This window comes from Streptomyces sp. B3I8 (assembly GCF_030816915.1).
Lineage (GTDB): Bacteria > Actinomycetota > Actinomycetes > Streptomycetales > Streptomycetaceae > Streptomyces.
Genome location: NZ_JAUSYN010000002.1, coordinates 5,853,674 through 5,875,561 on the forward strand (window position 1 = coordinate 5,853,674; position 21,888 = coordinate 5,875,561).

Below are 21,888 nucleotides of genomic sequence, written 5' to 3' on the forward strand. Positions count from 1 at the left end.
CTGGGTCGTCGATGCGGTGGTGTGCGGTGGTCATCAGGCGGACTTCCGGATCTCCAGCAGGTCCGGGACGGGGGAGAGGTCCTCCAGCAGCTGGCCGGTGGCCCCGTTTATGCGGGCGCGGGCGGTGGCGCCGAGCTGTCCGACGGGGGTCCAGTGGCTGCCATGGTGGGCGGAGTCCAGGAGCTTCTGCAGCCGTGTGACGTCCGCGTCGACGGTCGGCAGCAGGTGCGGAGAGCGGCTGGTGAGCAGCGGCCTGAGGACGGTGAGCAGTTCGCGGGTGCCGGCGAGGTTGGCGTCGGCGGTGGCGAGGTTGGTGCCGCTGCCCTCGTCCGTGTCGCCGGTCAGCTCGAACTGCAGTGTGTTCTCGAGGACCTCGTGGGCGCGCAGCGGCAGGTCGGACGGGTCGAAGTTTTGGTGCGGGAAGGCTTTCCGTAGGCCGGCGGCGTCGGCGGCCAGTCGCTGGGCCGGCGCGGTGAGCGAGGTGGCGGGCTCGCCGTGCCACAGGCCGTACTCGATGCGGTGGAGGCCGGTGAAATCCTTGTCGTGCACGCCGTCCGGCAGTCCGTCGGCCCTTCCGTCGATCTTCTGGTCGAAGTCCTCGAAGGTGCCGTAGGCGGCGCCGAGGGAGGCATAGGTGCGATGGGCGGTGAGCCAGTCGGTGCGGGCCTGGCCGAGGTGGTTGTGCCTGATGTCGTCGGCCAGGGTGAGGGTCTAGGTCACGAGTGTGGCCAGGCCCTTGTCGACGTACGTCCGGTACTGCGCGAGCGGGCCGGAGAGGTCGTGTTCCGAGACCGGGACGACCGCTTTCGCAACCCCGCCACCGGTGACGCGGACGGCCTCGGAGGTGACCGCGGTGCCGCCGCTGGGTACGCACCGCCAGGCGTATGCGCCGTCGGCGACAGTGGCGACCAGGGCGCGGGTGGTGCCGGGGGCCAGGCCCTCGATCTCGCCGTAGACAGCGTTCGTGGCCGGGTCGATGAGGTACACCTCGGCAGTCTTGTCGCCGGTGTTGTGCATCTGGAAGGTCTGCCGGCCGGGTCTGGGCGCGGTGAAACCCTCGCCGCAGTCCTTCTCCGAGACGGCGACGGTCTGGGCGGCGCCGGGCTTGGGGCGGCCGAAAGTGACGGCGAGGCCCGCGAGGAGCGCGGGGACGGTGACGACGGCGACAGGAACCACCCAGGCAGGGCGGCGCCGCGCGGGCGTCGGGGCGTCCGGGGCCGGTGCCGCCTTGCCGGAGGCCGGCTTCGGCGCCGTGGCGCGCAGGCCGCGCACGAACAGCGTCATGACCACGGCGAGATAGCCGGCGTAACCGAAGACCTGCAGCCAGGTCATGGCGGGCGTCAGGTTGAACACGCCCTGCACCAGCGTGCTGTACCAGGAGCCGGCGTCGATACTGCCGCTCAGGTCGACGGCGTACGCCGCCTTGCCGGGCAGCACTCCGCCCTCTTGCAGGTCGCGCAGCCCATAACCGAGAACGCCGGCCGCGATCACGATCAGGACCGCGCCGGTGGCGGTGAAGAACTTCGTCAGGTTGATCTTCAGGACCCGCCGGTACAGGCCCCAGCACAGAGCGGCCGACAGGAGCAGCCCGATGGCGGCGCCGGTCAGAGGGCCGGAGGACTCGCCGGCCGCCTGGGCCGTGGTCCACAGGAACAGGGCGGTCTCCAGACCCTCCCGGCCCACGGCGAGGAAGGAAGTGAGGATCAGCACGCCCGAGCCCATGGCCAGGGCTCCGGTGACCTTCTCCTTGATCTCACCGGACAGGCTGCGGGCCGAGCGGCGCATCCAGAACACCATGGCGGTGACGAACGCGACCGCGATCACGCTGAGGGTGCCGCCGAAGGCTTCCTGCGCGGTCGCTGAAAGGGAGGCTGCCGTAAAGGTGAGGACCGCGCCGAAACTCATGGCAAGCGCGATCGCCGCGAGTACGCCTGTCCACACCTGCGGCAGCCGGGAGCGGGCATCGGCCCGCACAAGGGTCGCGACGAGGATGGAGACGATGAGTCCCGCTTCGAGCCCTTCCCGCAACCCGATCAGGAAACTCGGAACCACGTCATCCCACATGCGACCCTCCCCGGGCGGCCTCCGTACGAGCAGCGCCCATTAGCGTAGGCAACCCTAACTAAGACTGGACCATCATGACTACAGACCTGTAGTCGGATGGTCATGGAGCAGTAATGCAGGGGTAAAACCCGGAGCTCTTCCAGCGCGGTCTGCGGGACGACGTCGCCTTCGCCCGGCCCGGTGCCACCGACCGGGACATTGCCGACTTCCGTACGAAGTTCGTCCATGAGCTCGGGTTCTTCGCAGGGCCATGAAACCGGCGCCCCGTCCTTCACGTCGGCGATCGGAGTTCCCTGGACCTGCTTGCGGCCGTGCGCGCAAGCTGCCGCAGCATGTCCTCGGGGTGCGACAGGCGTCGATACCTGTGACCGTATGGCTCTATGCGGGTCAGCTCGCACGTGGGGCCGTCAACAGTGGCCTGCTCCCCGCCCTCAGCGGCTGACCAGGGAAGATGGAGAACTGGGACGGGAGTATCTAGGGTCAGCTGGTGGCTTTCATCATGGTGTGTGAAGACGACGCGGCGGTCCGCGGCGTCCTCAAGCGCGCCCTGGAGCACGACGGGCACACCGTCTCCGTCGCCGCCACGGCCGACAGCCTGCTGCGGCAGCTCGAACCGGCGCCCCACCTGGTCGTCCTGGATCTCGGGCTCCCAGATGCCGACGGCCGAGACGTCTGTCTGGCCCTGCGGGCTCGCGGCGTCGACGCGCCGGTGTTGATGCTCACCGCCCTGGACGGCCTGCATCACAAGGTGGGCGGCTTCGAGGCCGGCGCCGACGATTACATGACCAAGCCCTTCGACATTCCGGAACTGCTGGTCCGCGTCCGGGCGCTGCTGCGCCGGGCCACCGTGGTGCCCGCACCGCGCGAGGTCGTCCTCGATCCAGCGAAGCACGTGGTTACCTACGATTCGGTGAGCATGAGCCTGACCCCGACGGAGTTCCGGCTGCTGGGCCGTCTGATCGCCTCGCAGGGCGACGCGGTACGCCGCCACGCCCTCGTCGCTGCCGGCTGGCCGCACGGGGCGCAGGTCAGCGACAACACCCTCGACTCCTATGTGCGCCGGCTGCGGGCCAAGCTTGGTTCGCTGGGTGTGGCCGAGCGTCTGGCGACCGTCCGCGGCGTGGGCTACCGATGGCAGTGACGGGATTCCGTAAGCGGGTCGTCGCACTCACCGTGCTGATCGCCACCGCCGTGGTCGCGATCCTGGTCGTGGTCTCGCACGTGCTGCTGAGCCGGGTGACGGACGCCGACGCCCACGACCTGGCACGTACGCGAGCCGAGGCGGTGGCGGCGAACGTCACCGCCAAAGGCGGCCGTATCGTACTGACGGAGAACGGCAGTGAGGCGCTGGACGAGGTCGCCTGGATGTATGCCGACGGCCGTCTGATCGACGGAAACGTCCCGCCGAGCCTGGTCGGTCGCGTCGAGGAGCTCGCGGACTCGGGGCGCTCGCAGACGGCGTCGGTCAGCGATTACCTCCTGTACGCGCGGAAGGTCCCGATGGACGGCCACCACGTCATGGTGATCGCCCGGGTGGACCTCACGCCCTACGAGACATCCGAGCAGCGCAGCCTGACCTTGTCCCTGATACTGGGCGGCCTCACGATCCTCCTCGCCGGCGGGGTCGCACACCTCGTGGTGCGCCGCGCGCTGCGGGTCGTGCACGAGATGGCCGCCCTCGCCGACGACTGGGGCCAGCACGAACCCGGGCGCCGCTTCAACCTCGGCATCCCCCGCGACGAGTTCGGGGAACTGGGGCGGACCCTGGACCATCTCCTGGAGCGCGTCGACAACGCGCTGGCGGACGAGCGCCGGCTCACCGATGAGATCGCCCACGAGCTGCGGACACCGCTCACGGTCCTGCGGGCCGAGGCGCAGCTGGCGCAGCTGTCCGGCGAGCCGGTACCGACGGAGGCGGTGCTGAGCGAGGTCGACCGCCTCGATACGGCGATCACGACGCTTCTGCGCGCCGCGCGCGCACGGACGGACGAGGGGACCTGGTGCGACCTGCGCTCCGCCGCACGGCAGGCGATCGCCGGCCGTGCGGTCGAGGTCGCCTTCCCCTCGAGGCTCGAGGTCGCCGTGGCGGCCGACGTCGCCGTGTCGCTGCTGGCACCCCTGCTGGACAACGGCCTGAGGCATGCGAAGTCCCGGGTGTGGATCACAGCGCGCAACCAGGGCGAGGCCATCGTGGTCGATGTCCTGGACGACGGCCCCGGATTCGATCCCGCGGACGTCGACCGGGTCTTCGAAGTGGGGGTGACCGGTGGCGACGGGTACGGGCTGGGGCTGCCGGTGGTCCGGCGCATCGCAGCCTCGGCCGGTGTGGAGGTCCGCGCGATCGCGGACGGCCGCGGTCACGTCGAGATGACACTCCCGGCCGCCCGTGCAGCCGCGTAGTCAGGTTATGTGCAGATTCCCCGCGTAAACCTCCCCGCATGACAACGACAACGGAAGCACGCGCGCGCAGTGGGCGTCTCATGCTCAACAAGGTTCCCGAGGTCACCATCTGGTTCTGGGTGATCAAGGTCCTGTGCACGACCGTCGGTGAGAGCTTTGCCGACTGGATCAACATGAAGCTGGGCGTCGGCCTGGTGAACACCGCCTGGATCTTCACCGCGGTGTTCGTGGTGGCCCTGGCCGTCCAGCTGCGGCTGAAGCGGTACGTCCCGTTCCCGTACTGGCTGACCGTGGTCGTTGTCAGCGTCACCGGCACCCTGTACACCGACATCCTGACCGACCAGCTGAACGTGCCGCTGTGGATCAGTTCCGCGGTCTTCTCGGTGCTGCTCGCGGCGGTCTTCGGCGTGTGGTGGGCGCGGGAGCGCACCCTGTCGATCCACTCGGTCACCACGCTTCCGCGGGAGTCGTTCTACTGGCTCGCCGTTCTCGTCACCTTCGCGCTCGGCACCGCGACCGGCGACTGGACCCTGGAACTGACCGGCTGGAGCCCGGGAGTCTCGGTCCTGCTGCCGCTCGGCCTCATCGCGGCGATCACCGCGCTGTGGAAGTTCGGCGCCAACCCGGTGCTGTCCTTCTGGCTCGCCTATATCCTGACCCGCCCGCTGGGCGCGAACATCGGCGACTGGCTCGCCTCCCCGAAGGTCGCCCAGCCCGGCGAGCCGACCGGCCTCGCCCTGGGCACGTTCACTACCAGCCTGATCTTCCTCGGCCTCATCCTGGCCACGGTGATCTACCTGACGGTGACGCGCTCTGACGTGACCGAGACCCACGAGGCGACCCACGCCGCACACACCACCGGCGACCCCCGCAAGGAGCGCGTCGCGCTGGCCGGCTTCGGACTGCTCGCCGTCGCCACCGCGGGCCTGCTCGTCTGGGCCCACGGCCAGCCGCACGTCGGCCCGGCGCCGGAGGAGGACAACACCTCCGCCGTCCAGATGGCCCCCGGCCAGGCGGTGAAGAAGTTCCCGCCCGCCAAGGTCGCCGCGCTGAAGACCCTCGCCTCCACCTCGCTCAAGGACGCACGCTCGGGGAACGAGACCGGGGCCCACGCGGCCGCCCAGAAGCTGCGTGACCTGTGGGACGCCGACCAGGCGTCGCTGCAGCCGCTGGACCAGACCGGCTGGACCTCCATCGACGCCCAGATGGACAAGATGCTCAAGACGTTCGGCATCGACCACTCGAACCCGCCGATGTCGCCTGCGCAGCAGGAGAAAGAACTGAATGCCCTCCTGACGGACATGGGCTGACAGACCGCACAGCGCCCGACCGGGCAGGCCCAGAGTGCCGAGGCAGCGCAGAGAACCGCGCTTCCTCGGCACACACCAGGGAGCCTCGGAGGCAGGAAGTGAAGGCCGACTGGCCCGACTCGGGGAACGCCACGCCGGCAGCTGCTCGACCGGGGGAGGACCCGAGACGCCCTCGGCAGTGAGGAGTCTTCGCCGGGCTGCGCGAGGCCCGCCCCGTGGACGGTGTCTCGTGCCGTTCGTGCCATGGTCGACGAACGACAGCTCGTAAGGCGGGCGGCAAGGCTGTCCGTCAATGCCGGTCGTGAGTAGACGAAGAGGCAACACAGGGCAGCTCGCCCTGGCCATGTTGAGCACCGGTTCGGGCGAAGCTTTTCGGCTGTGGTCGGGTCATGCCGTTGTACCGGGACCGATGGGACGGTTGCGCGGTGCCGTTCCGGACGGGGGTCTGACTCATGAGATATATGACCCAAGTGTCCAGTCACAGGCGTGTCGACTGTCGTTGCGGGACAGCACCTGCAGGTACCGAGCCACAGGGGCGTGTCCCCATAGGGGCCTTGCCGAGTTTCAGGCGCCATCACGGTTCAGACCGCCCGAGCGGGCCGGTGCCGTCCACCCAGCACGTCACCCGCGGGAAGGCGAACCACCATGACGACCAGACAGCGCAGCACCTCCTCCACCACGGATCCTCCTGTTCCGAGCGAGGTCGTCCTGGGCGTGGACACGCACGGCGAGGTGCATGTCGCCGCCGTGGTCTCCCCGCTCGGGAAGATCCTGGGCACGGAGTCCTTTCCGGCCACGGCGGCCGGCTACCGGCAGCTGCTCGTGTGGGCCCGTAAGCGGGGGACGGTGCGCCGGGCCGGTGTGGAGGGCACCGGCACCTTCGGCGCGGGCCTGTCCCGCTACCTGTTGGCCCAGCAGATCCAGGTGTTCGAAGTGAACCGGCCCGACCGCTCGGCCCGCCGACTGCTCGGGAAGTCGGACCCGCTCGACGCGCAGGCTGCCGCGCGGGCCGTGCTCAGCGGTCGCGCCCGGGCCCGGGCCAAGTCCGGTGACGGTCCGGTGCAAAGTGCCCGGTTGTTCAAGCTCGCCAAGGACTCCGCGGTCAAGGCCCGCACCCAGGCGATCAACCAGCTCAAGGCCGTCCTGGTAATCGCCGACCCCGTTCTGCGGGAACAGCTCTCCGGCCTGGGCAATGCCGAGCTGTTCCGCACCTGCGCACGCCTCGGCCCACCCGACGCTGAGGGAGACGAGGACGCGGTGGCACAGGCCACCCACCTGACGTTGCGCATGCTCGCCGAGCGTATCGAGCAGCTCACTGGGCAGATCAATGAGCTGAACCAGCGCCTGACCGGGCTCGTCGAACACCACGCCCCACAGCTGCTCGAACCGGTGGGCATCGGCCCGGACAGCGCCGTCACGCTCCTGATCACCATGGGAGACAACCCCGAGCGACTGAACACCGAGGCGTCGTTTGCTGCCCTTTGCGGAGTCAGCCCCATCGAGTACTCCTCCGGCCGTCGGAGCACGCACCGGCTCAATCACGGCGGCGATCGCCAGGCCAACGCGGCCCTGCACCGCATCGTCTTCACCCGCCTGCGCCACGACCCGCGCACCCAGGCGTACTACGAACGCCGCACCCAGGAGGGCAAGACCCGCCGTGAGATCATCCGATGCCTCAAGCGATACGCAGCCCGCGAGGTATTCAACCTGGTCAGACGGGTTGCCCGCACCCCCGCGTTATAGGGGCGTCCGTGAGACGTGAGAGGGTCTGGGGCGTGAGTGAGACACCACCGAACACCCTGCAATACCGCTTTGACGGGCCAGAAGACGCTCCGGTCCTGATCTTGGGTCCCTCACTGGGTACCACATGGCACATGTCGTAGAAGGCGTCCAGGGGCGTCCATCCAGTCCTGTGCGGGCATATATGTCTGGTTTCGAGATCCTGTGCCGAGAGTGTGTCCACGGCGTTTGTGACTCGCCCGTGACAGCTGGCAGCGCGACGAAGCCCCCGGTCGGCTGGTTGTGTTTTGGTCTGGCTCGGCGGCATGGCTGGCGCGATGGTGGGGATGGCGCGCGCTGAGCCTCGACGTACTGGATGCGGGCCTCTTTTGTGGCGGCTTCCCGGTGGATGCGCCTGTGGTGTGCCGCTTCGATCTCGGCAACGCGCCTGGGGTCGGAGGTTGCGCTGGCGGGCGTGATCTCCTGGGTGGGCCCGCAAGCTGGTCTTCGGGGGAGCGTTCGACGGTGTCGGTCCGTTCGCCGGCTGGGTGTGGCTGGCCGCCGTATCAGGGCCTGGCGGCCACCGGCCCGGCGCCACCGCGCGGGTCCCGGTCACCACTGGATCGTCCCTGGGACCGACGGCGGCGCCTCCCGTGCCGTGACCGTCTCGCGTGCCGACGCGCGGACGTCGGGGTGTGCGTGCCGGCGCAGGGTGCGGAGCTGGCCGCGCCACGGCTCCGTCCACCGAGAGCGGCTGCCGCCGGCGACGATGAGCCTGATGGCGAACAGGCCCTGGGCCAGGCCCGGTTCCGCACCCAGCGTGCGGGCGGTCTCCAACCACGCGTCTGGCGCTGGGCCGCTGATCGCGCTGAGCCGCGAGCTGAGCCCTTCGGCGATGTCCCGGGCGAGCAGCGGACGTCCTTCGCAGTCGGCAGCCAATCGGCGCAGGCCCGACGACAGCGCGGTGGCGTCCTTGTTCAGTTCGAGGGCGTACAGCCGGAGTTCGGCGACGGAGCGCGCGAAATCCTCGTGCCCGGCGGCAGTGTCGGCGGCGCGCAGCAGCACGTCCGCCGTCGGCCGGCCCCCGCCCCGGTAGCGATGGTGGAGCAGGAGGTGGTGCAGCAGGCTCGCGCCCCGCTGCAGGGCCGGCTGGTCGCGTTCGGGCTCGGCGTCGGGTTGGTCCGGGTCTCCTGTGGCTTCCAGCATCGCCCGCAGGGCCCGAAGGTACGGGCCGTCGTCGTCCGCCGCGAGCTCCACCAGCTCCTGCCCGGCCATCGCCCACACCGCCCGATCGTCAAGGTCCGTGGTGGCGGCCACCAGCATCTCGGCGATCTCCGGCTGCCACGGTGCCCATTCCGCCAGTGCTGGGAACAGCGCCGCAGCCGTTTCCGGTTCGAGCGGCTCGCAGGCGCGATGCAGCAGCCCTGCGTACCTGGCCCGATGCTCCTCGTCCACCTCGGCCACGGCCGCCCGTGCCAGCTCCTGGCGGAGCTCCGTGCGTCCCTGCGCGGCCGACTCCAGCATGGGCCAGCTGGCCGGCTCCGCCAGCATCCCCTGGGCAAACGCGACGCACACCGACTGAACGTCGTGGTGCTACCCGGGCAGCTCGAACGCTTCCCACAGCAGCGGCGCCGCCTGCGCCGGGGGCAGCATCGTCGCCGTGAGGCGCACCGCCTCCTTGCGGCTGGTGACCTTCACCGTCCGCGGGTCCTTCGGCGTGAGCAGCCTGCGGAGCTCCGTGGCGAGCCGCGACGGCGCGACGTACTGTGCGGCCCGAGTCGCCGCGTAGACCGCGACCCGGGCGCGGTCGCCGCCCGCGTGCTCCAGCAGCAGCGGCAGCACCTCGTCGGGGCGGTCGGTCCACGGCAGTGCGCCGAGGGCCGCCTCCGCCAGCGGGATGTTCGACGATCCCGTGTAGCGGCGGACGACTTCCAGGCCCGCCTCCGGGATCACTGCCGCCGCCGAGAGTGCCTGGACGCGCACATGCACCAGCTGCCCCGCGTCGCCCGCCGTGCGCGCGAGCAGCTCCGCCGCCGCCCGCTGCTGGCGCGGCACCCAGCGGTGGGCCCGGTAGGTGGGTGGCGTCCAGTGGCTGCGGGCGGTCAGGAAGCGGCCGTACGGTGGGGTGTCCGCCAGCACCGGGTCGAGCAGGTCCGTACGCCGCCCCGTCAGGACTCTCAGAACGGACGGCAGGACGGCGGCGGACGGCTCCAGCCGCACGAGCCGCTCCACCCGCTCGTCGCGCCCCTTCGGCTGCTCCAGCCAGAGGTCGACGGCGGTGCGGACGGACGCGTCGTTTCCGAACTGGACGGCCTGCCACAGGTACTCCTGGAGTTCGGCCATCCCCCACGCGCGCCGCCCGAGTGCCCGTACGAGTGCGAAGACGAGCGAGTAGTCGGCCTTGTCGGTGGCGGCCTCCAGCCACGGCCGTAGCGCCGCCAGCACCTCGTACTCCTGGCCGCGCCGCAGCACGATGTCGAGGCGGCCGACGTTCGCGCCGCCGGTGTGGCCGGACAGCCGGGTGAGGGTGTCGAGGGCCCAGCCGATGAGCCGCGTGCCGCCCGTGACGGCGTGCTCGCGCAGCACGGACAGGGCGAGCGTGCTGAGCGCGTGACGGGTGCTCCAGGAGGAGTCGCGGGCTTCGACGGCGTCGATGGCGATTCGTCTGAGGTCCTCTGCGGCGTCCTCTGCGAACAGCGAAGGGCGCACCTCCGCCAGTGCGGAGAGGGCGGCGCTGCGGACCGAGTCCTGTTCATTGCGCAGCCGCAGCAGCGCACGCAGCAACCGGCTCACTTCCTGTGGGTCGCGGGAGCGTGCCGCGTTGCGGACGAGCAGTGGGTACGCCGTGGCGCGGTCGTCCGCGGCGGAGCGGCGGACGGCGGTGAGAAGGTCGTCACGGACCTCGTCCGGCGGCAGATAGGCGGCTGCCGTCAGTATCTGCGTCCAGTGCGCGCCCCTGCCGCGGGCCAGCGTCGCTATCCGCCGAGCCTCGGCAGTGCGCCGCTCGTACGGCAGTACGTCGAGCAGGGCGGGACTGAGGCCCGCGTGGGCGAGGTCCTTGCCCTCCATCGCCGCGTCGAACAGGGCGCCGCGGCGGGAGGGCGGCAGACAGGCCAGCAGCCGGGCGAGAGCGGCTGCGTTGTCGCTCCAGGCGCAGGCGAGGTCGGTGAGTTCCGCCGGGGCGTGGCGGACGAGGCGGCGCAGCACGGCGGGTTCGAGGCGGCCGCTGTTCAGCCGGGACCGCAGCTTCGGGCGTAGCAGCAGCCGCACCGTGCGGCCGGGATCCGCCTCGACCAGGAGGTGCAGCTTGCGGTCCACGGGCATCGGCAGCGTCTCGTAACGCTCGAGCACAGCCAGCACGCCGAGCGGATCCCGTTCGGCGAGGAGCGCGAGCGCGTCCGCGTGGGACGCCAGCCAGCCGTCCCGTACGACGGCGGGGAGGGTGTCGAGCTGCCGCTCCATCTCGGCGAGCAGCAGAGCGGGATGGCGGGCGGCGAGCAGCCGGTAGGAGCTCAGTCCGCGGAACAGGCGGGGCAGCAGCCGGGCGGCGGTCTCCACCGTGCAGGCGGCGAGCAGTTCCGCGGCGGCCTCGGCGCCCCATCGCCGGTACGTCGGCCCGACCAGCACCTCGGCGAGGCCCGTACGCCCCGCCACGGCGATGGCGTGCACGAGCTGCTGCCGCACGGCGGCGGGTGCGTCCTCGATGGCCTCGATCACGGTGGCGTCCGTGAGCCGCCCCTGCAGCAGCGCCCTGATCGCGGGGGCGCGGACGAGGCGGTCGGGGTCCGCGAGGCAGCCCTCCAGATACCCGTCGTGGCGCACCATGTCCGCCACGGTGGCGGCGAGCCGCCGCCCGTAGACGCCGTGGGCGGCGAGCCCGGTCACAAGCTCGTCGACCGCCCCCATTGCCGCGGCGCGCCGGGCAGCGGAGGCCAGCTCACGCATGCGGTGGGGGTAGGAGAGCCGGTCGACGGCTGTGAGCAGGTGTTCGGCGCGCTGGGACATGAGGGCGATTCTGCCTGGCGGGCGGGGGTGGCGCCTGCGGATTTCGGCGGGGCGGGGGCGTCGTGCGGCAGGCTGTGTGGCTGTCTGTGCGGGCTCTGTGGCGGTCCATGCAGGCTCGGTCAGCAACTCCGCCAGCCGGTCGTGTGCCAACGTGCGGCTCTCCGGGGACGGATGTCTTCGTGGTGGGCGCCGGACAGTCTGCGCAGGAGAGCGCGGCGCTGCTGTGCGAAGCTGGCGTCGAGGTCCGACTGCACACCTGTGCACAAGAGTTGGTGTTGAGAGGCGGTCCCGCCCCGCCGCACTGGCAGCCGGACGCACCGCTGGGCCGCTCCTGGGCGCTGTACGAGGTCGTGTACCAGGCCACGCTCTTCCGGTACTACGAGAGCAGTCGCGGTTGCACCTGGCCCTTCGGACGAGGCCGCTTGTATGCCACCGTCCCGCGATGGTGCCCGAAGGCGGAACCTGCGGTGAGTATCCTGCGTCGCATGTCCGGCTCGCACGTGTCCTGGAGGTTCCCCGCGCGATAACCTCGGGCGGATCGCGCGGCCTTACGCCACCACTGGTGAGGGCGTCGTGTGCAACATTCGTGTTGGCTTCGGGGGTGTGATGGCGGCGGGCAATGGTCGACGATCTGCGGTCAAAGAGGGTGCTGTTTCGGATGGCCATGGCGGCACCGTTATCCGTTTCACCTATGGGGAGGACGTCAATGACGTCCCGGGGACCTCTACGGCAGTCGCACAGTGCCTAGCGGAAATTCGCCTCCACCTCGCGGCTGGTACGGACGCCCAGACCGTCAGGGCCGTGGCACTCGTATACCGCGCGTTCGACGAGATCGCCGATGCGGAACGAACGGTTGGAACGGTCGCCCACCAGCTGGATGACGCTTTGGCAGTCACCAACGTCCCACAGGCGCTGATAACGCGCCTTCGAGAGTTGATGGATCTCGCTGCGAGAGCCCGCAGGCGTCAGGGGACCGTTCCCCGTCCTGCGCTGGAGCTGTTGGCCCAGGCAGAGGCTGGCCTGCAAGAGGCATCTGCGATGGAGTCTGCGAATGGTCGTTTCGCCACGGCTCATCTGGCAGCACTACGCACCGCCGCCGCCGTGCTTGCTGCCCGAGGGCGGCCGCCGGAAGGCGCGAGCGATGGACGCCGCAGGCGGATCCGCAGCGCATGGGAGGTGCTTCCTGAAGTAGCTCCGGAGCTGACCGAGTGGAGCGTTCTATTCGCGGCTAGGGCTCAAACGCGCGCTCGCGCCGAGGCCGACCTCCCAGGCGCGGCGAGCATGCGCGAAGCGGAGGACTTGCTTCGCGATGCTCGGATGTTTCTCCGGATTAGCCAGCGGATACTCCTGTCTGACTCTCGGCAGCTTGGGGATCTGCGACTGCCGGACCCGGAGCCCGAGTTCCGAGACGCCGAGGAGCGCGCAGCTCTCGAAAGCCCACCGCTCGACATGCCCCTTGGTCACACCCCGCCGGGCCCTCCACTGGGCGATGACGACGATGAATGGGACGAGTAGTTGGGGGATATCGCCAAGGGTGTTCTCGGTGGCGGGTGGAGCCTGTTGGTGGGCTGGATCCTGCCGACAGCCATCAACTTGGGCATTCTGGCCATCACCATGGGGCCCAGCCTGCGCCAGGTCCCGGTGGCGAACCAGATATTCACTGCCTCGCCGGGCGCCAAGGCGCTGCTGTTACTGATTGCTTCCGTATTGACGGGCCTTATCCTCAATGCCTTGCAAGTTCCCCTCTATCGAGTTTTGGAGGGGTATCTGCTCTGGCCGGCGCGACTGTATGCGCGGCGCTGTCGCCACCACCGCAAGCGCCGTAGCGAACTGGCCGATGAACTGACACGGACGCGCCGCGCGCGTCGGGCTGCAGCTGAGCGGGTGCAGTCGGCAGGCACTGCACAGACGCCACTTACCCCTGACGGAGAAGCCCCGGCCGTGCCGGATCCGCGCGACGAAGTACTAACAGCGACGCAGCAGGCGCTGCTTGGTGAGCGGCTGGCCAGATATCCGGTGCAGGACGACCAGGTCACTCCTACTAGGCTTGGCAACGCCATTCGACGCTTGGAGGAGTACGGATATGACCGGTATCGCCTAGATTCTCAGGTGCTTTGGAACGAGCTCACCGCGATGGCACCCGAGCAAGCTCGTCGGCAGGTCGACACCGCGCGCACCAGCGTCGACTTCTTCATAGCCCTGCTGTACGGGCACACAGTCCTCGTCGCCATGGCCCTGTGTGCCACATCGGTTGATAGTGCCGATCCCCCAGTTCTCCTCGGCACGGCCGGCGTCCTCTGCGCTCTGTGCCCGCTTTGGTATCGGGCCGCGGTTGCAGCAACTGATGAATGGGCGGCAGCCGTCCGCGCACTGGTCAACCTGGGGCGCCACCCATTGGCTCAGGCCATGGGCCTTGAGCTGCCACAGGACATCGCAGAAGAGAGAGAAATGTGGCGCATGGTCTCTCGGATGTCCCGTTCCCGATTCCACGACCGAGCTGTCGCTTTGAACCGCTTCCGCTCCCCGCCTGGCATGGGCGAGCCTCGGTGAGCGACCGCCCGCTGACGGCGGGAGTCAGCCCGGCATCTGTGGGCGAGTTGCGTCTCTTGGATGCGACTTCTCGTCTGACTGACGTAGAGGCGGGCCGAACAGCTGCTCGCCGGATCGTCTTGCGGTGGTCCCAGGCGGGGCGGACGAGGTGCCCGTACAACGTCGACCGTAGTTTTGATCGGTCGCGTCGACCCCGCGCCCCCGCGGGGATGCTCCGCGGATGGTGATGATGATCGCTCCTGCGGGGCCGTCGACCCCGCGCGCTCAGGACTACTACGAGCGCCGATCAAGGGGGTAAGTCCCGTCGCGAAATCGTCCCTTGCCTAAAGCGCTACGCGGCCCGCGAGGTCTTCCACCTGGTCAAACAGCTACAGCCGGCACCCCGCTCATAGGGGCTGTGATGTGTAAGGACCCTTCGGCATGCTCCGACGGGGGTGCTGCATAGATGGGGACGTGATACGACGACGCCCCGCCGGCTTGCTCCAGCGGGACGTCGTCGTGCAGTTGGTCAAGACGGATTGGGGCTTGTACTGGGGGCGCCGTTGTACTCCGGCTCGCCGCTCTCGAGTACGGGGAGGAGCGAGGCGGTGACGACGCGGGCGGTGCGGCCTATCGGCAGCACGCGGTAGGGGAATTCCCGGCGGCGAACAAGTCGTAGCTCTTCGATCTCGACAAGCCGGACGCCTGGGCGGCGTCCTCGACGCTCGCGGTCCCATTCCAGGTGGCGCGGATGTGCTCGGGGCTGAACGGGCCGTGATGCGTTTCGCTGCTCTGGCTGGGCATTCCTGTCAACAGTGCCTTTCCGGCTTGATTGCTTCCCGGGCAGCGGGGAAGCGGGGAGACGCGGTGGACTGCCCATAGTCCAAGGAATCACCGGTTTCGGTAACCGGCCTTTGACGGATACCCTGCTCCGCTCAGCGTGAGGGTGAGTTGCAAGCCCAACCAGCATTGCTGGTTGGGGCAACGCGTCCGCGTCGCCAGCGAGGTGATGGTCAACGCGGTTGGCGGTAGGGCGCCCGCCGGTCTTGGTCCGAGCACTCGCGCATCTCGCACCTGTGCCCCCGCTGGAGGCCAAACCGGCCTGTGGGCACTTCCTCGGGTCGGCCACTTCAACAGGGGACCGGAAGGTGTGAGAACGGCTGACTCGGTTGAGCCCTGCGGTCGTCGGGACGCAGTGGAAAGGGAATGAGAATGGCCCGCGGAGCGACCTACGATCGTCTGTCATGGGTGTATACGCGAGCCGGAATCGGACGGATGCGGCGCCGAAGCGGGCGGCCGAGTCACAGGCCGAGTTCTTCGAGAGGGTCGCCGGTCCGTTCTGGGACCAGGTTCGGGATGTGATCAACGAATGGTGGTCGCGCTTCCCTGATCAGGCTCAACCCGGCCTGCTCAGCCGGCTGCGGGACCGAAACTCCGACACGAACGTCTACTCTGCGCTGTGGGAGTTGTACCTGCACCAGATGTTGCTCGGTTCAGGTTGCAGCGTGGAGGTTGAGCAGCAAACGGGAACAGGTGGCTATAAGCCCGACTTCCTGGTTACGCGCGGCAACGAGCAGTTCGTCGTCGAGGCGATCTGGAAGGCTCAGAAGCGCGACGCTGGGCCCTACTCACTCCCACCGCAGTTGAGCGATGCCATCGATCGCGTGCCGAGTCCGAACTTCTTCGTATCCTGCGAACTCCACAGCGCCAGTACGGCAACGCCGCCGCAGAGACGGCTGAAGTCCGGGCTGACGCGATGGCTTGCAAGCTTGGACCCCGACCAGGTCATCGCCGACCATGAGCGCAAGGTGCCGCTTCCCCGTCACACTTGGCAAGAGGCTGGCTGGTGCCTCACGTTTCAAGCGATCCCCCGCAGCCCAGGCAAACGTGGCAATCCATCCAGCAGGACAATCGGCGTCTACCCCTCGGCATGGGCGGTCGAGGACGGATCGGAGCGAGTGCTCCACGCCGTCACACACAAGGGCGGGAAGTATGGTGACCTGGAGCTGCCATTCATCGTGGCGGTAGGCCATGCAGCCGACTTCCCCGAAGATGAGGACATCGAGAGAGCGCTGTACGGGAGTACGGTCGAGTACGCCTACGACAGCGGATCGACCTTCAGCCGAAAGCCCGATGGCTACTGGACTGCCACCTACGACCATGCCCACAGCCGTGTCAGCGGCGTGCTCGTCGTGAACAACCCAGCACCCTGGACCTGGACGAAAAACACTCCCGTTCTCTGGCAAAGCCCGGATCCCGCCTCGCTTCCTGCCCCCATCTTCCCTACCTGGGCAACCGCGCAACTGGCGGGGATCCAGGTCAAGCGCCAGCCCGCGATTCGCTCCGTCCACACCGCTCTCGGTCTGCCGGAACGCTGGCCCACCGGCGACGCCTTCCCCCGGAGTGACCCGAGATGACGGCAGCGGCCCCGTCAGTCTCGACAGCGGCACCCCGGTGAGATCACCTCATACACACGGCAGCGTTCGGTGGGGGCCTCTGCGTGGACTGGGGAGGCCGCTCGACCGGGTTCGGGGAGCATCCGTCGTACACCGGGTGGACGCCCGTACGCTCCGAGGCCAGCGGCCTATACCCGTGCGGTGCAGCGACGGGCGACTGCGGCGAGGGTGTTGGCGGAGTGACGCCGGTGACGCACGCCTTACGGGATGCTTGATGAGGCGTTAGGGGTGGCGAAGATGACCAGGGAGCTTCTGACGTTTCTGCTCAGTGAGCGCGGGGCTCCGCGGCTGGGACGGTGGACGGGAAAGATCACGCCGGTGGTCAAATAGATCAAGATCCACCGCATCTTCGGTGCCGCTCCTTTTGGGGGGTGGTTGCTCACTGGACTTCCCGAGACAGGGCCAGTTCCCATAGCGGGGTTCGCCGTTCTTGGTTGCGGCGGTACCCGTGAGATCCATATCCTTCCGGGCAACGCGTTGACGGAGACGAGTAGCCAGGGATCTCGCGAGCCGAGAGAGCCGCCGGAAGCTGTGAAGGCGGTCTCGCACCCCAAGGTGAAGACCCTCCCGAGCGCGGGGAGAAACGGCGCCCCTGGGTGTCCCAACCCCGCCGGCCGGCCCCCGTCACCGGGCCCGAATGAGGCTGCCACCGGCAGGTGACGGCGAAAGTGCGGTGGTACCGCGAGTTGCCCTTCTCGCCCGCACTCCTAAGGGATCATGACGATGTCCTTCGGAGGACCGCAATGATCCAAAGCCACGTACACGTCTCCGACCTGCGAGAACACGTCGGCCGCACCGTAACCGTCTGCGGATGGGTAAACACCCTTCGCCTGCAGAGCAAGATGCAGTTCGTCGTCGTACGGGACAGCACCGGTCTGGTGCAAGTCACCCACAGGCGGGACAGCGGGCCGCTGGAGGTCCAGCTCGAAGCCCTCACCGCCGAGTCCGCCGTCAAGATCACCGGCCGCGTCGTGGACGCCGCCCAGGTCAAGCTCGGTGGCCTCGAACTCGTCCCTGAGACGATCCAGGTGCTGAACCAGGCCGCCACACCGCTGCCGATCGACGAGCACACCGGGATCGAGCACCGGCTGGACTGGCGCTTCCTGGACGTGCGCCGCCGTCCCGCCACCCAGCTGATGTTCGCCGTGCAGACCACCCTGGAGCACGGGATGCGCGAGTACGCCTACGCGCAGGGCGCCACCGAGATGCACACCCCCAAGCTCATGGGCACCGCCTCGGAGTCCGGCGCTGAGGTCTTCAAGCTCGGCTACTTCGGCCGCAGCGCCTACCTGGCGCAGTCGCCCCAGTTCTACAAGCAGATGGCGATCGCGGCCGGGATCGACAAGGTCTTCGAGATCGGCCCCGTTTTCCGTGCCGAGCCGTCGTTCACCTCCCGGCACGCCACCGAGTTCACTGGCGTCGACGTCGAGCTGGCATGGATCGACGGTGTCGAGGACGTCATGGTGTTCGAGGAGCGGATGCTCGCCCACGCGATCGCCAAGGTCGCCGACACCCACGGCGAGGCCGTCCGGGAACAGTTCGGCGTGGAGATCACTGTCCCCGAGACGCCGTTCCCCCGCATCACCATGGCCGAGGCGCACGACATCCTGCGCAAGGGCGGCTGGGACCCGGAGGGGATCAAGGAGGACCTGGACCCGGAGGGCGAGCGGAGCATTAGCGCCCATATCCAGGAGGCCACGGGGCACGAGTTCGTGTTCATCACGCACTATCCGGTGAGTATCCGGCCCTTTTACCACATGCGGCCGGACGACGACCCGAGCGTGACCCTGAGCTTCGACCTGCTGTGGAAGGGGCTGGAGGTCACCACCGGCGCGCAGCGCGAGCACCGCTACGACGTACTGCTGAAGCAGGCCGCCGAGAAGGTCATGAGCCCCGAGCCAATGCAGGACTACCTGAACGCGTTCCGGTACGGGTGCCCGCCGCACGGCGGCCTGGGCATGGGCCTCGGACGGGTGCTGATGGTGATGCTCGGCCTGGAGTCCATCCGCGAGGCCAGCTTCCTCTTCCGCGGGCCAAACCGGCTCACCCCGTAACCGGCCGCTGGATGCGTCCCACGGCACGGGCCGACGCCTCGTACCGTGGGACGCGGTCTCAGAAGCGGAGATGACGCAGGTCATGTGCCCAATCCTGGCGGAGCGTCTGCGATTCGCTCGCGCGGTCCGCTGGCCAACACCGCCTTCACCGACGACGACCATCTCGAACGCACCCTCCGCCGGGGTCTGCGTCATATTCAGCTCCGCCCAGACCTGATCGACGGGTGCCTTGCTGGCACTGGACTCAAGCTCACGGATCAGCCGACAACGCTCCGAAGAGTTCAGTAACTCAGACACCAGGGGACAAGTAACTTGCTGGTACTGGTCAGGGCCGTCACGCTCCGCCCATACGATCGACCCCACACGGACGTTGAGGGGGATGCATGAACCCGATAGCGCGGAGCCCGTTTGGCCCTGCAGCAGAGCAGCACTGCAACATCAAGGCCCATGCTGAGCTGGTGTTGCTCGACGAGAACGTTAAGAACCTGTCCAAGGCACTCGTGGAGGAATACAGGAAGGAGACCGCGAAGTACCAGCACCTTGCTGAAATGGAAAGGGACGCGCGCCGCGAGGCCGAGACTAGGGCAAGGTCCTACGCCAAAGTGATAGACCAGCATGATGACCTCAAAGCGAAACTCGAATCGATGATCCCTGACTTGGTGCAGGAAGTGCAGCACCTGCCGAAGGAACCCGAGGTCGCTGAGTTGGAAGCTCAGCTCAGGGCGGCGGAGAAGGAGCGGGGCAGCCTCGCCGAGCTGCTCAGAGCTGCAGAGGAGGAGCGAGACGCAGCCCTGCGCGCCCGTGACACTGCCATCGCACGCCTGCGACCCCGGCAGGAGGACGGCATTGTGGTGGGAGACGCGGAGGCCCTCCAGCTGAGGTTGGATGCACCCACCCTTTGCGGCGTCCTCGAACAAGCGAAGCAGTACTGCACGCTGCTCGTGATCACCGCTGATCTTGACGAGGCCGAACGGCTTGAGCACCATCAAAAGGCGTCGCTCTGGAGGAAGCGCCTTGCAGACGCCCTCGCGATGATCCAGGCGTACGCCGAGGATAAGAACCTGACCAGGGCGCGCGGCCGCGGGGCGGGCCCTGACTTCGCCAACCTGAGGGCGTACTGCGGCAGCCGCCCATCCCCCTTGCTCTCACCAGTCAAGGTTATTCTGAATGAGGGGAAGTTCGCCAGCAGCAGCCCTCGCGGCAAGGCTGACAGGAGACTCCGGGTCCCCGAGGACATCGACCCGTCGGGATACGCGGCAATGCTGGAACACATCCGCATCGGCGACGGAGCGCCACCCGCACCGCGCTTGCACTACCTCGATGACACGGATCAAAGCGGCCTGATCGTCGTGGGATTCTTCGGTGAACACCTGCACAACGCCAGCACCAACTAGCAGGGGAGACCAGAAAAACAGGCCCGAACTCCCCTCTGCTCCCAAACGCAAGGTAGCCGTCAGGGACTCAGCGAGCGGGATCTTCGATTTCGGATGGCGGGGCACAGTCTTCCTGCCGAGGTGTCCGTAGGCCGAGGACCAGGGCACTCCGAATAGGTCTGCGATCTGCTGGACGGTCTTCTCCCGGGCGACGTAGAGCTGCTGGGCGAGCTTGGCCGGGTCGGGAGTGAGCTTGGGCCCGGGCTCCCGGACCGGCCGCGAGCCCTCGCGGAGGCGAGCCCGTCGTTGGTGTTCGCCACGATCAGCTCGCGCTGGGGTCCGGCGAGCACGGACGACATCCCGAAAATCGCCTGCCTTCCATAGTGGAGGTGACGATGCTGCCCTGCTCGATGACGTGCAGAACTCGCCAGCCCGCTGGCTGGGCTGGACCCGCGATCGGCATTCGACCACGCGCGCGGAAGCTGGTGGACGTATGTGGGCGGCGCTGCCCGGCCGCGCTGGAAGGCCGGAGGCAGGGCCAACGAGAGCGAGTCGGTGTCAGAGGCGTCGCCGATACTCGGATGGTTTATCAGGTGAGAGGGTGTCGGTGTGAAGGAGTTGCAGGACGGTATAACCCGCCTACTGCCTGACGTGGTCAAGGCGGAGATTGAGCCAGAGAGCTGCCCGACCTGGTTGCGGCGGCCAGGGCGGACCGAGTGCGTCGGCATGTGGGAGACGGTCGCGGCCATCTACGGCGCGCTCACTGGGCTGGTCCTGCCGGAGCAGGCCCCTTCTCGCGAGCGGCGGAGCCTGGACGTCCTGCTGACCTGCGAGAACGGGCAGCAGCAGATCCTGGAAGTTGACGAGAAGCAGCACTTCACCGCAGCCCGCGCTTTGACGCTGGAGTGCTACCCGGCAGGCGTGAAGCTCGGCTTCGACGCTTCTAGATGGTTGGCCCGCTCGCAGGCTCTCACCGGGCGTGAACCCGGCGGCGGCTTCGGCAAGTCAAAGCCGCCGTTGTTCCCTGGCGAGGGCGGGCGCCATCGGCAACGCGCCTTCAGGGACGCACTGGCGGATCTGCTGCCGCCCGTGCACGACGGGCTCCCGACAATCCGGATCAGCGATACGGAGGTCACCGCTATCACCGCTGCACCGGATCCGGTCTCGTCGCTCAGGACACTGCTTGGTGAACGCGGGGTACCGGCTGCGTGTCTCGCCTCTGAGTGAGACGGCGCAGCGGCCCCCGCCGTTCGATGGCAGAAGCGAAGCGCCCGGCCAGCTCATCTGCCGGCCGGGCGCACTGCTGGCGCCTTTGAGACGACGAAGCCCGCCGGGGAACTCCGGCGGGGCGTCTGCGCATGGGGGGCTACGACGGCGTGCAGTGTCCGGCGAGGGCACCGTTGTACTCCGGCTCTCCGCTTTCCAGGACGCGGAGCAAGGATGCAGTGACGACACGTGTTGTACGGCCGATGCGTAGCACGCGGCACGGGAACTCCCCGCGACGCACCAGGTCGTAGCCCTTCGCCCGAGAGAACCCCAACGCTCTGGAGGCGTCTTGCACGCTCCCCGTTCCGTCCCAGGTGGCGCGGATGTGCGTTGGGCTGTAACGGGTGCCTTGCACCTCGTTGGTCTGTCCGTGCAATTCGGATTCTCCGGTTGTTAAGACGGTGCTTGTGGATCACGGTGCCGACCTGGAAATTGACGACGTAAGTGAGGTCACCTGCATTGCGGGCTGCGGCTGATGCCGATGAGCAAGCCCCCCGGGTGCAAGGTCGACTCCATGCCCGGGTGTACTCGGGATGCTGCTACGCGCCTTACGGGACCTTGAGTGCTCACGGCACCTGTTCGCAGGAGCTTTGCGGCACCGCAGAGCGCTGACAGACGCGCGACGCTTTGAATTGACAGCCGTCTTGGCGATCCCTTTCGACGTAGGGGCAGGTAGTGGCGGTGGACCATCAATGATCCGCGGGATCGCCGG

The 21,888-nt window shown here is 68.4% G+C and carries 13 protein-coding genes and 1 pseudogene; 10 read left to right on the top strand and 4 right to left on the bottom strand.

The annotated features are described in order from the left end of the window. Window positions 1-33 precede the first annotated feature (33 nt). Window positions 34-2,064, bottom strand: a pseudogene (gene efeU, locus QFZ64_RS28085) (iron uptake transporter permease EfeU). Between the two features lie 487 nt (window positions 2,065-2,551). Between efeU and QFZ64_RS28090 the strand changes: the two are divergent. The 4 genes from QFZ64_RS28090 (at window position 2,552) to QFZ64_RS28105 (ending at window position 7,517) form a co-directional block, all read left to right on the top strand. Next, complete coding sequence (locus QFZ64_RS28090; RefSeq protein WP_307070316.1) at window positions 2,552-3,205, top strand: response regulator transcription factor; 654 nt, start codon at window positions 2,552-2,554, stop codon at window positions 3,203-3,205. Then, window positions 3,196-4,464: a HAMP domain-containing sensor histidine kinase gene (locus tag QFZ64_RS28095; RefSeq protein WP_307070317.1), complete on the top strand. Its 1,269-nt coding sequence runs from the start codon at window positions 3,196-3,198 to the stop codon at window positions 4,462-4,464. The genes QFZ64_RS28090 and QFZ64_RS28095 overlap by 10 nt, the downstream gene beginning before the upstream one ends. Window positions 4,465-4,502: 38 nt before the next feature. Beyond that, on the top strand, window positions 4,503-5,774 hold the full coding sequence (locus QFZ64_RS28100; RefSeq protein WP_307070318.1) for a hypothetical protein: 1,272 nt from the start codon (window positions 4,503-4,505) through the stop codon (window positions 5,772-5,774). 645 nt (window positions 5,775-6,419) lie between these two features. After that, window positions 6,420-7,517 (top strand): IS110 family transposase, encoded by a 1,098-nt coding sequence (locus QFZ64_RS28105; RefSeq protein ID WP_307070319.1) that lies wholly within the window; start codon window positions 6,420-6,422, stop codon window positions 7,515-7,517. A 588-nt stretch (window positions 7,518-8,105) separates the two neighbouring features. Here QFZ64_RS28105 and QFZ64_RS28110 read toward each other — a convergent pair. Both QFZ64_RS28110 and QFZ64_RS28115 read right to left on the bottom strand, forming a co-directional pair. Continuing rightward, window positions 8,106-9,068 (bottom strand): hypothetical protein, encoded by a 963-nt coding sequence (locus QFZ64_RS28110; RefSeq protein ID WP_307070320.1) that lies wholly within the window; start codon window positions 9,066-9,068, stop codon window positions 8,106-8,108. Window positions 9,069-9,086: 18 nt separating this feature from the next. After that, the gene (locus QFZ64_RS28115) at window positions 9,087-11,498 is read right to left on the bottom strand and encodes a hypothetical protein (protein WP_307070321.1); all 2,412 of its coding nucleotides are present in this window, start codon (window positions 11,496-11,498) and stop codon (window positions 9,087-9,089) included. 936 nt (window positions 11,499-12,434) lie between these two features. On the opposite strand from QFZ64_RS28115, the gene QFZ64_RS28120 reads away from it, so the two are divergent. The 6 genes from QFZ64_RS28120 to QFZ64_RS28145 all read left to right on the top strand — a co-directional run bounded on the left by QFZ64_RS28120 (window position 12,435) and on the right by QFZ64_RS28145 (window position 21,137). Next, window positions 12,435-13,013 carry an SAV_6107 family HEPN domain-containing protein gene (locus tag QFZ64_RS28120; protein WP_307071898.1) on the top strand — a complete coding sequence of 193 codons (579 nt, stop codon included), beginning with the start codon at window positions 12,435-12,437 and terminating at the stop codon, window positions 13,011-13,013. A 48-nt stretch (window positions 13,014-13,061) separates the two neighbouring features. Next, window positions 13,062-14,048: a hypothetical protein gene (locus QFZ64_RS28125; protein WP_307070322.1), complete on the top strand. Its 987-nt coding sequence runs from the start codon at window positions 13,062-13,064 to the stop codon at window positions 14,046-14,048. A gap of 1,223 nt (window positions 14,049-15,271) precedes the next feature. Beyond that, on the top strand, window positions 15,272-16,444 hold the full coding sequence (locus QFZ64_RS28130) for a hypothetical protein (protein WP_307070323.1): 1,173 nt from the start codon (window positions 15,272-15,274) through the stop codon (window positions 16,442-16,444). A gap of 782 nt (window positions 16,445-17,226) precedes the next feature. Continuing rightward, complete coding sequence (aspS, locus tag QFZ64_RS28135; RefSeq protein ID WP_307070324.1) at window positions 17,227-18,537, top strand: aspartate--tRNA(Asn) ligase; 1,311 nt, start codon at window positions 17,227-17,229, stop codon at window positions 18,535-18,537. A gap of 383 nt (window positions 18,538-18,920) precedes the next feature. After that, complete coding sequence (locus tag QFZ64_RS28140; protein ID WP_307070325.1) at window positions 18,921-19,931, top strand: hypothetical protein; 1,011 nt, start codon at window positions 18,921-18,923, stop codon at window positions 19,929-19,931. A 588-nt stretch (window positions 19,932-20,519) separates the two neighbouring features. Further along, window positions 20,520-21,137 carry a hypothetical protein gene (locus QFZ64_RS28145; RefSeq protein ID WP_307070326.1) on the top strand — a complete coding sequence of 206 codons (618 nt, stop codon included), beginning with the start codon at window positions 20,520-20,522 and terminating at the stop codon, window positions 21,135-21,137. A 139-nt stretch (window positions 21,138-21,276) separates the two neighbouring features. Here the strand turns inward: QFZ64_RS28145 and QFZ64_RS28150 are convergent, their stop codons facing one another. Then, entirely contained in the window at window positions 21,277-21,531 is a 255-nt protein-coding gene (locus QFZ64_RS28150) for a helix-turn-helix domain-containing protein (protein ID WP_107105032.1), read from the bottom strand. Window positions 21,532-21,888: the final 357 nt, after the last annotated feature.

What these genes read in the sequence shown, in the direction of transcription:
- QFZ64_RS28100 (WP_307070318.1), top strand. Translation starts at nt 4,503, where the DNA reads ATGACAACGACAACGGAAGCACGCGCGCGCAGTGGGCGTCTCATGCTC.
- aspS (WP_307070324.1), top strand. Translation starts at nt 17,227, where the DNA reads ATGATCCAAAGCCACGTACACGTCTCCGACCTGCGAGAACACGTCGGC.
- QFZ64_RS28130 (WP_307070323.1), top strand. Translation starts at nt 15,272, where the DNA reads ATGGGTGTATACGCGAGCCGGAATCGGACGGATGCGGCGCCGAAGCGG.
- QFZ64_RS28115 (WP_307070321.1), bottom strand. Translation starts at nt 11,498, where the DNA reads ATGTCCCAGCGCGCCGAACACCTGCTCACAGCCGTCGACCGGCTCTCC.
- QFZ64_RS28120 (WP_307071898.1), top strand. Translation starts at nt 12,435, where the DNA reads ATGGATCTCGCTGCGAGAGCCCGCAGGCGTCAGGGGACCGTTCCCCGT.
- QFZ64_RS28105 (WP_307070319.1), top strand. Translation starts at nt 6,420, where the DNA reads ATGACGACCAGACAGCGCAGCACCTCCTCCACCACGGATCCTCCTGTT.
- QFZ64_RS28095 (WP_307070317.1), top strand. Translation starts at nt 3,196, where the DNA reads ATGGCAGTGACGGGATTCCGTAAGCGGGTCGTCGCACTCACCGTGCTG.
- QFZ64_RS28140 (WP_307070325.1), top strand. Translation starts at nt 18,921, where the DNA reads ATGAACCCGATAGCGCGGAGCCCGTTTGGCCCTGCAGCAGAGCAGCAC.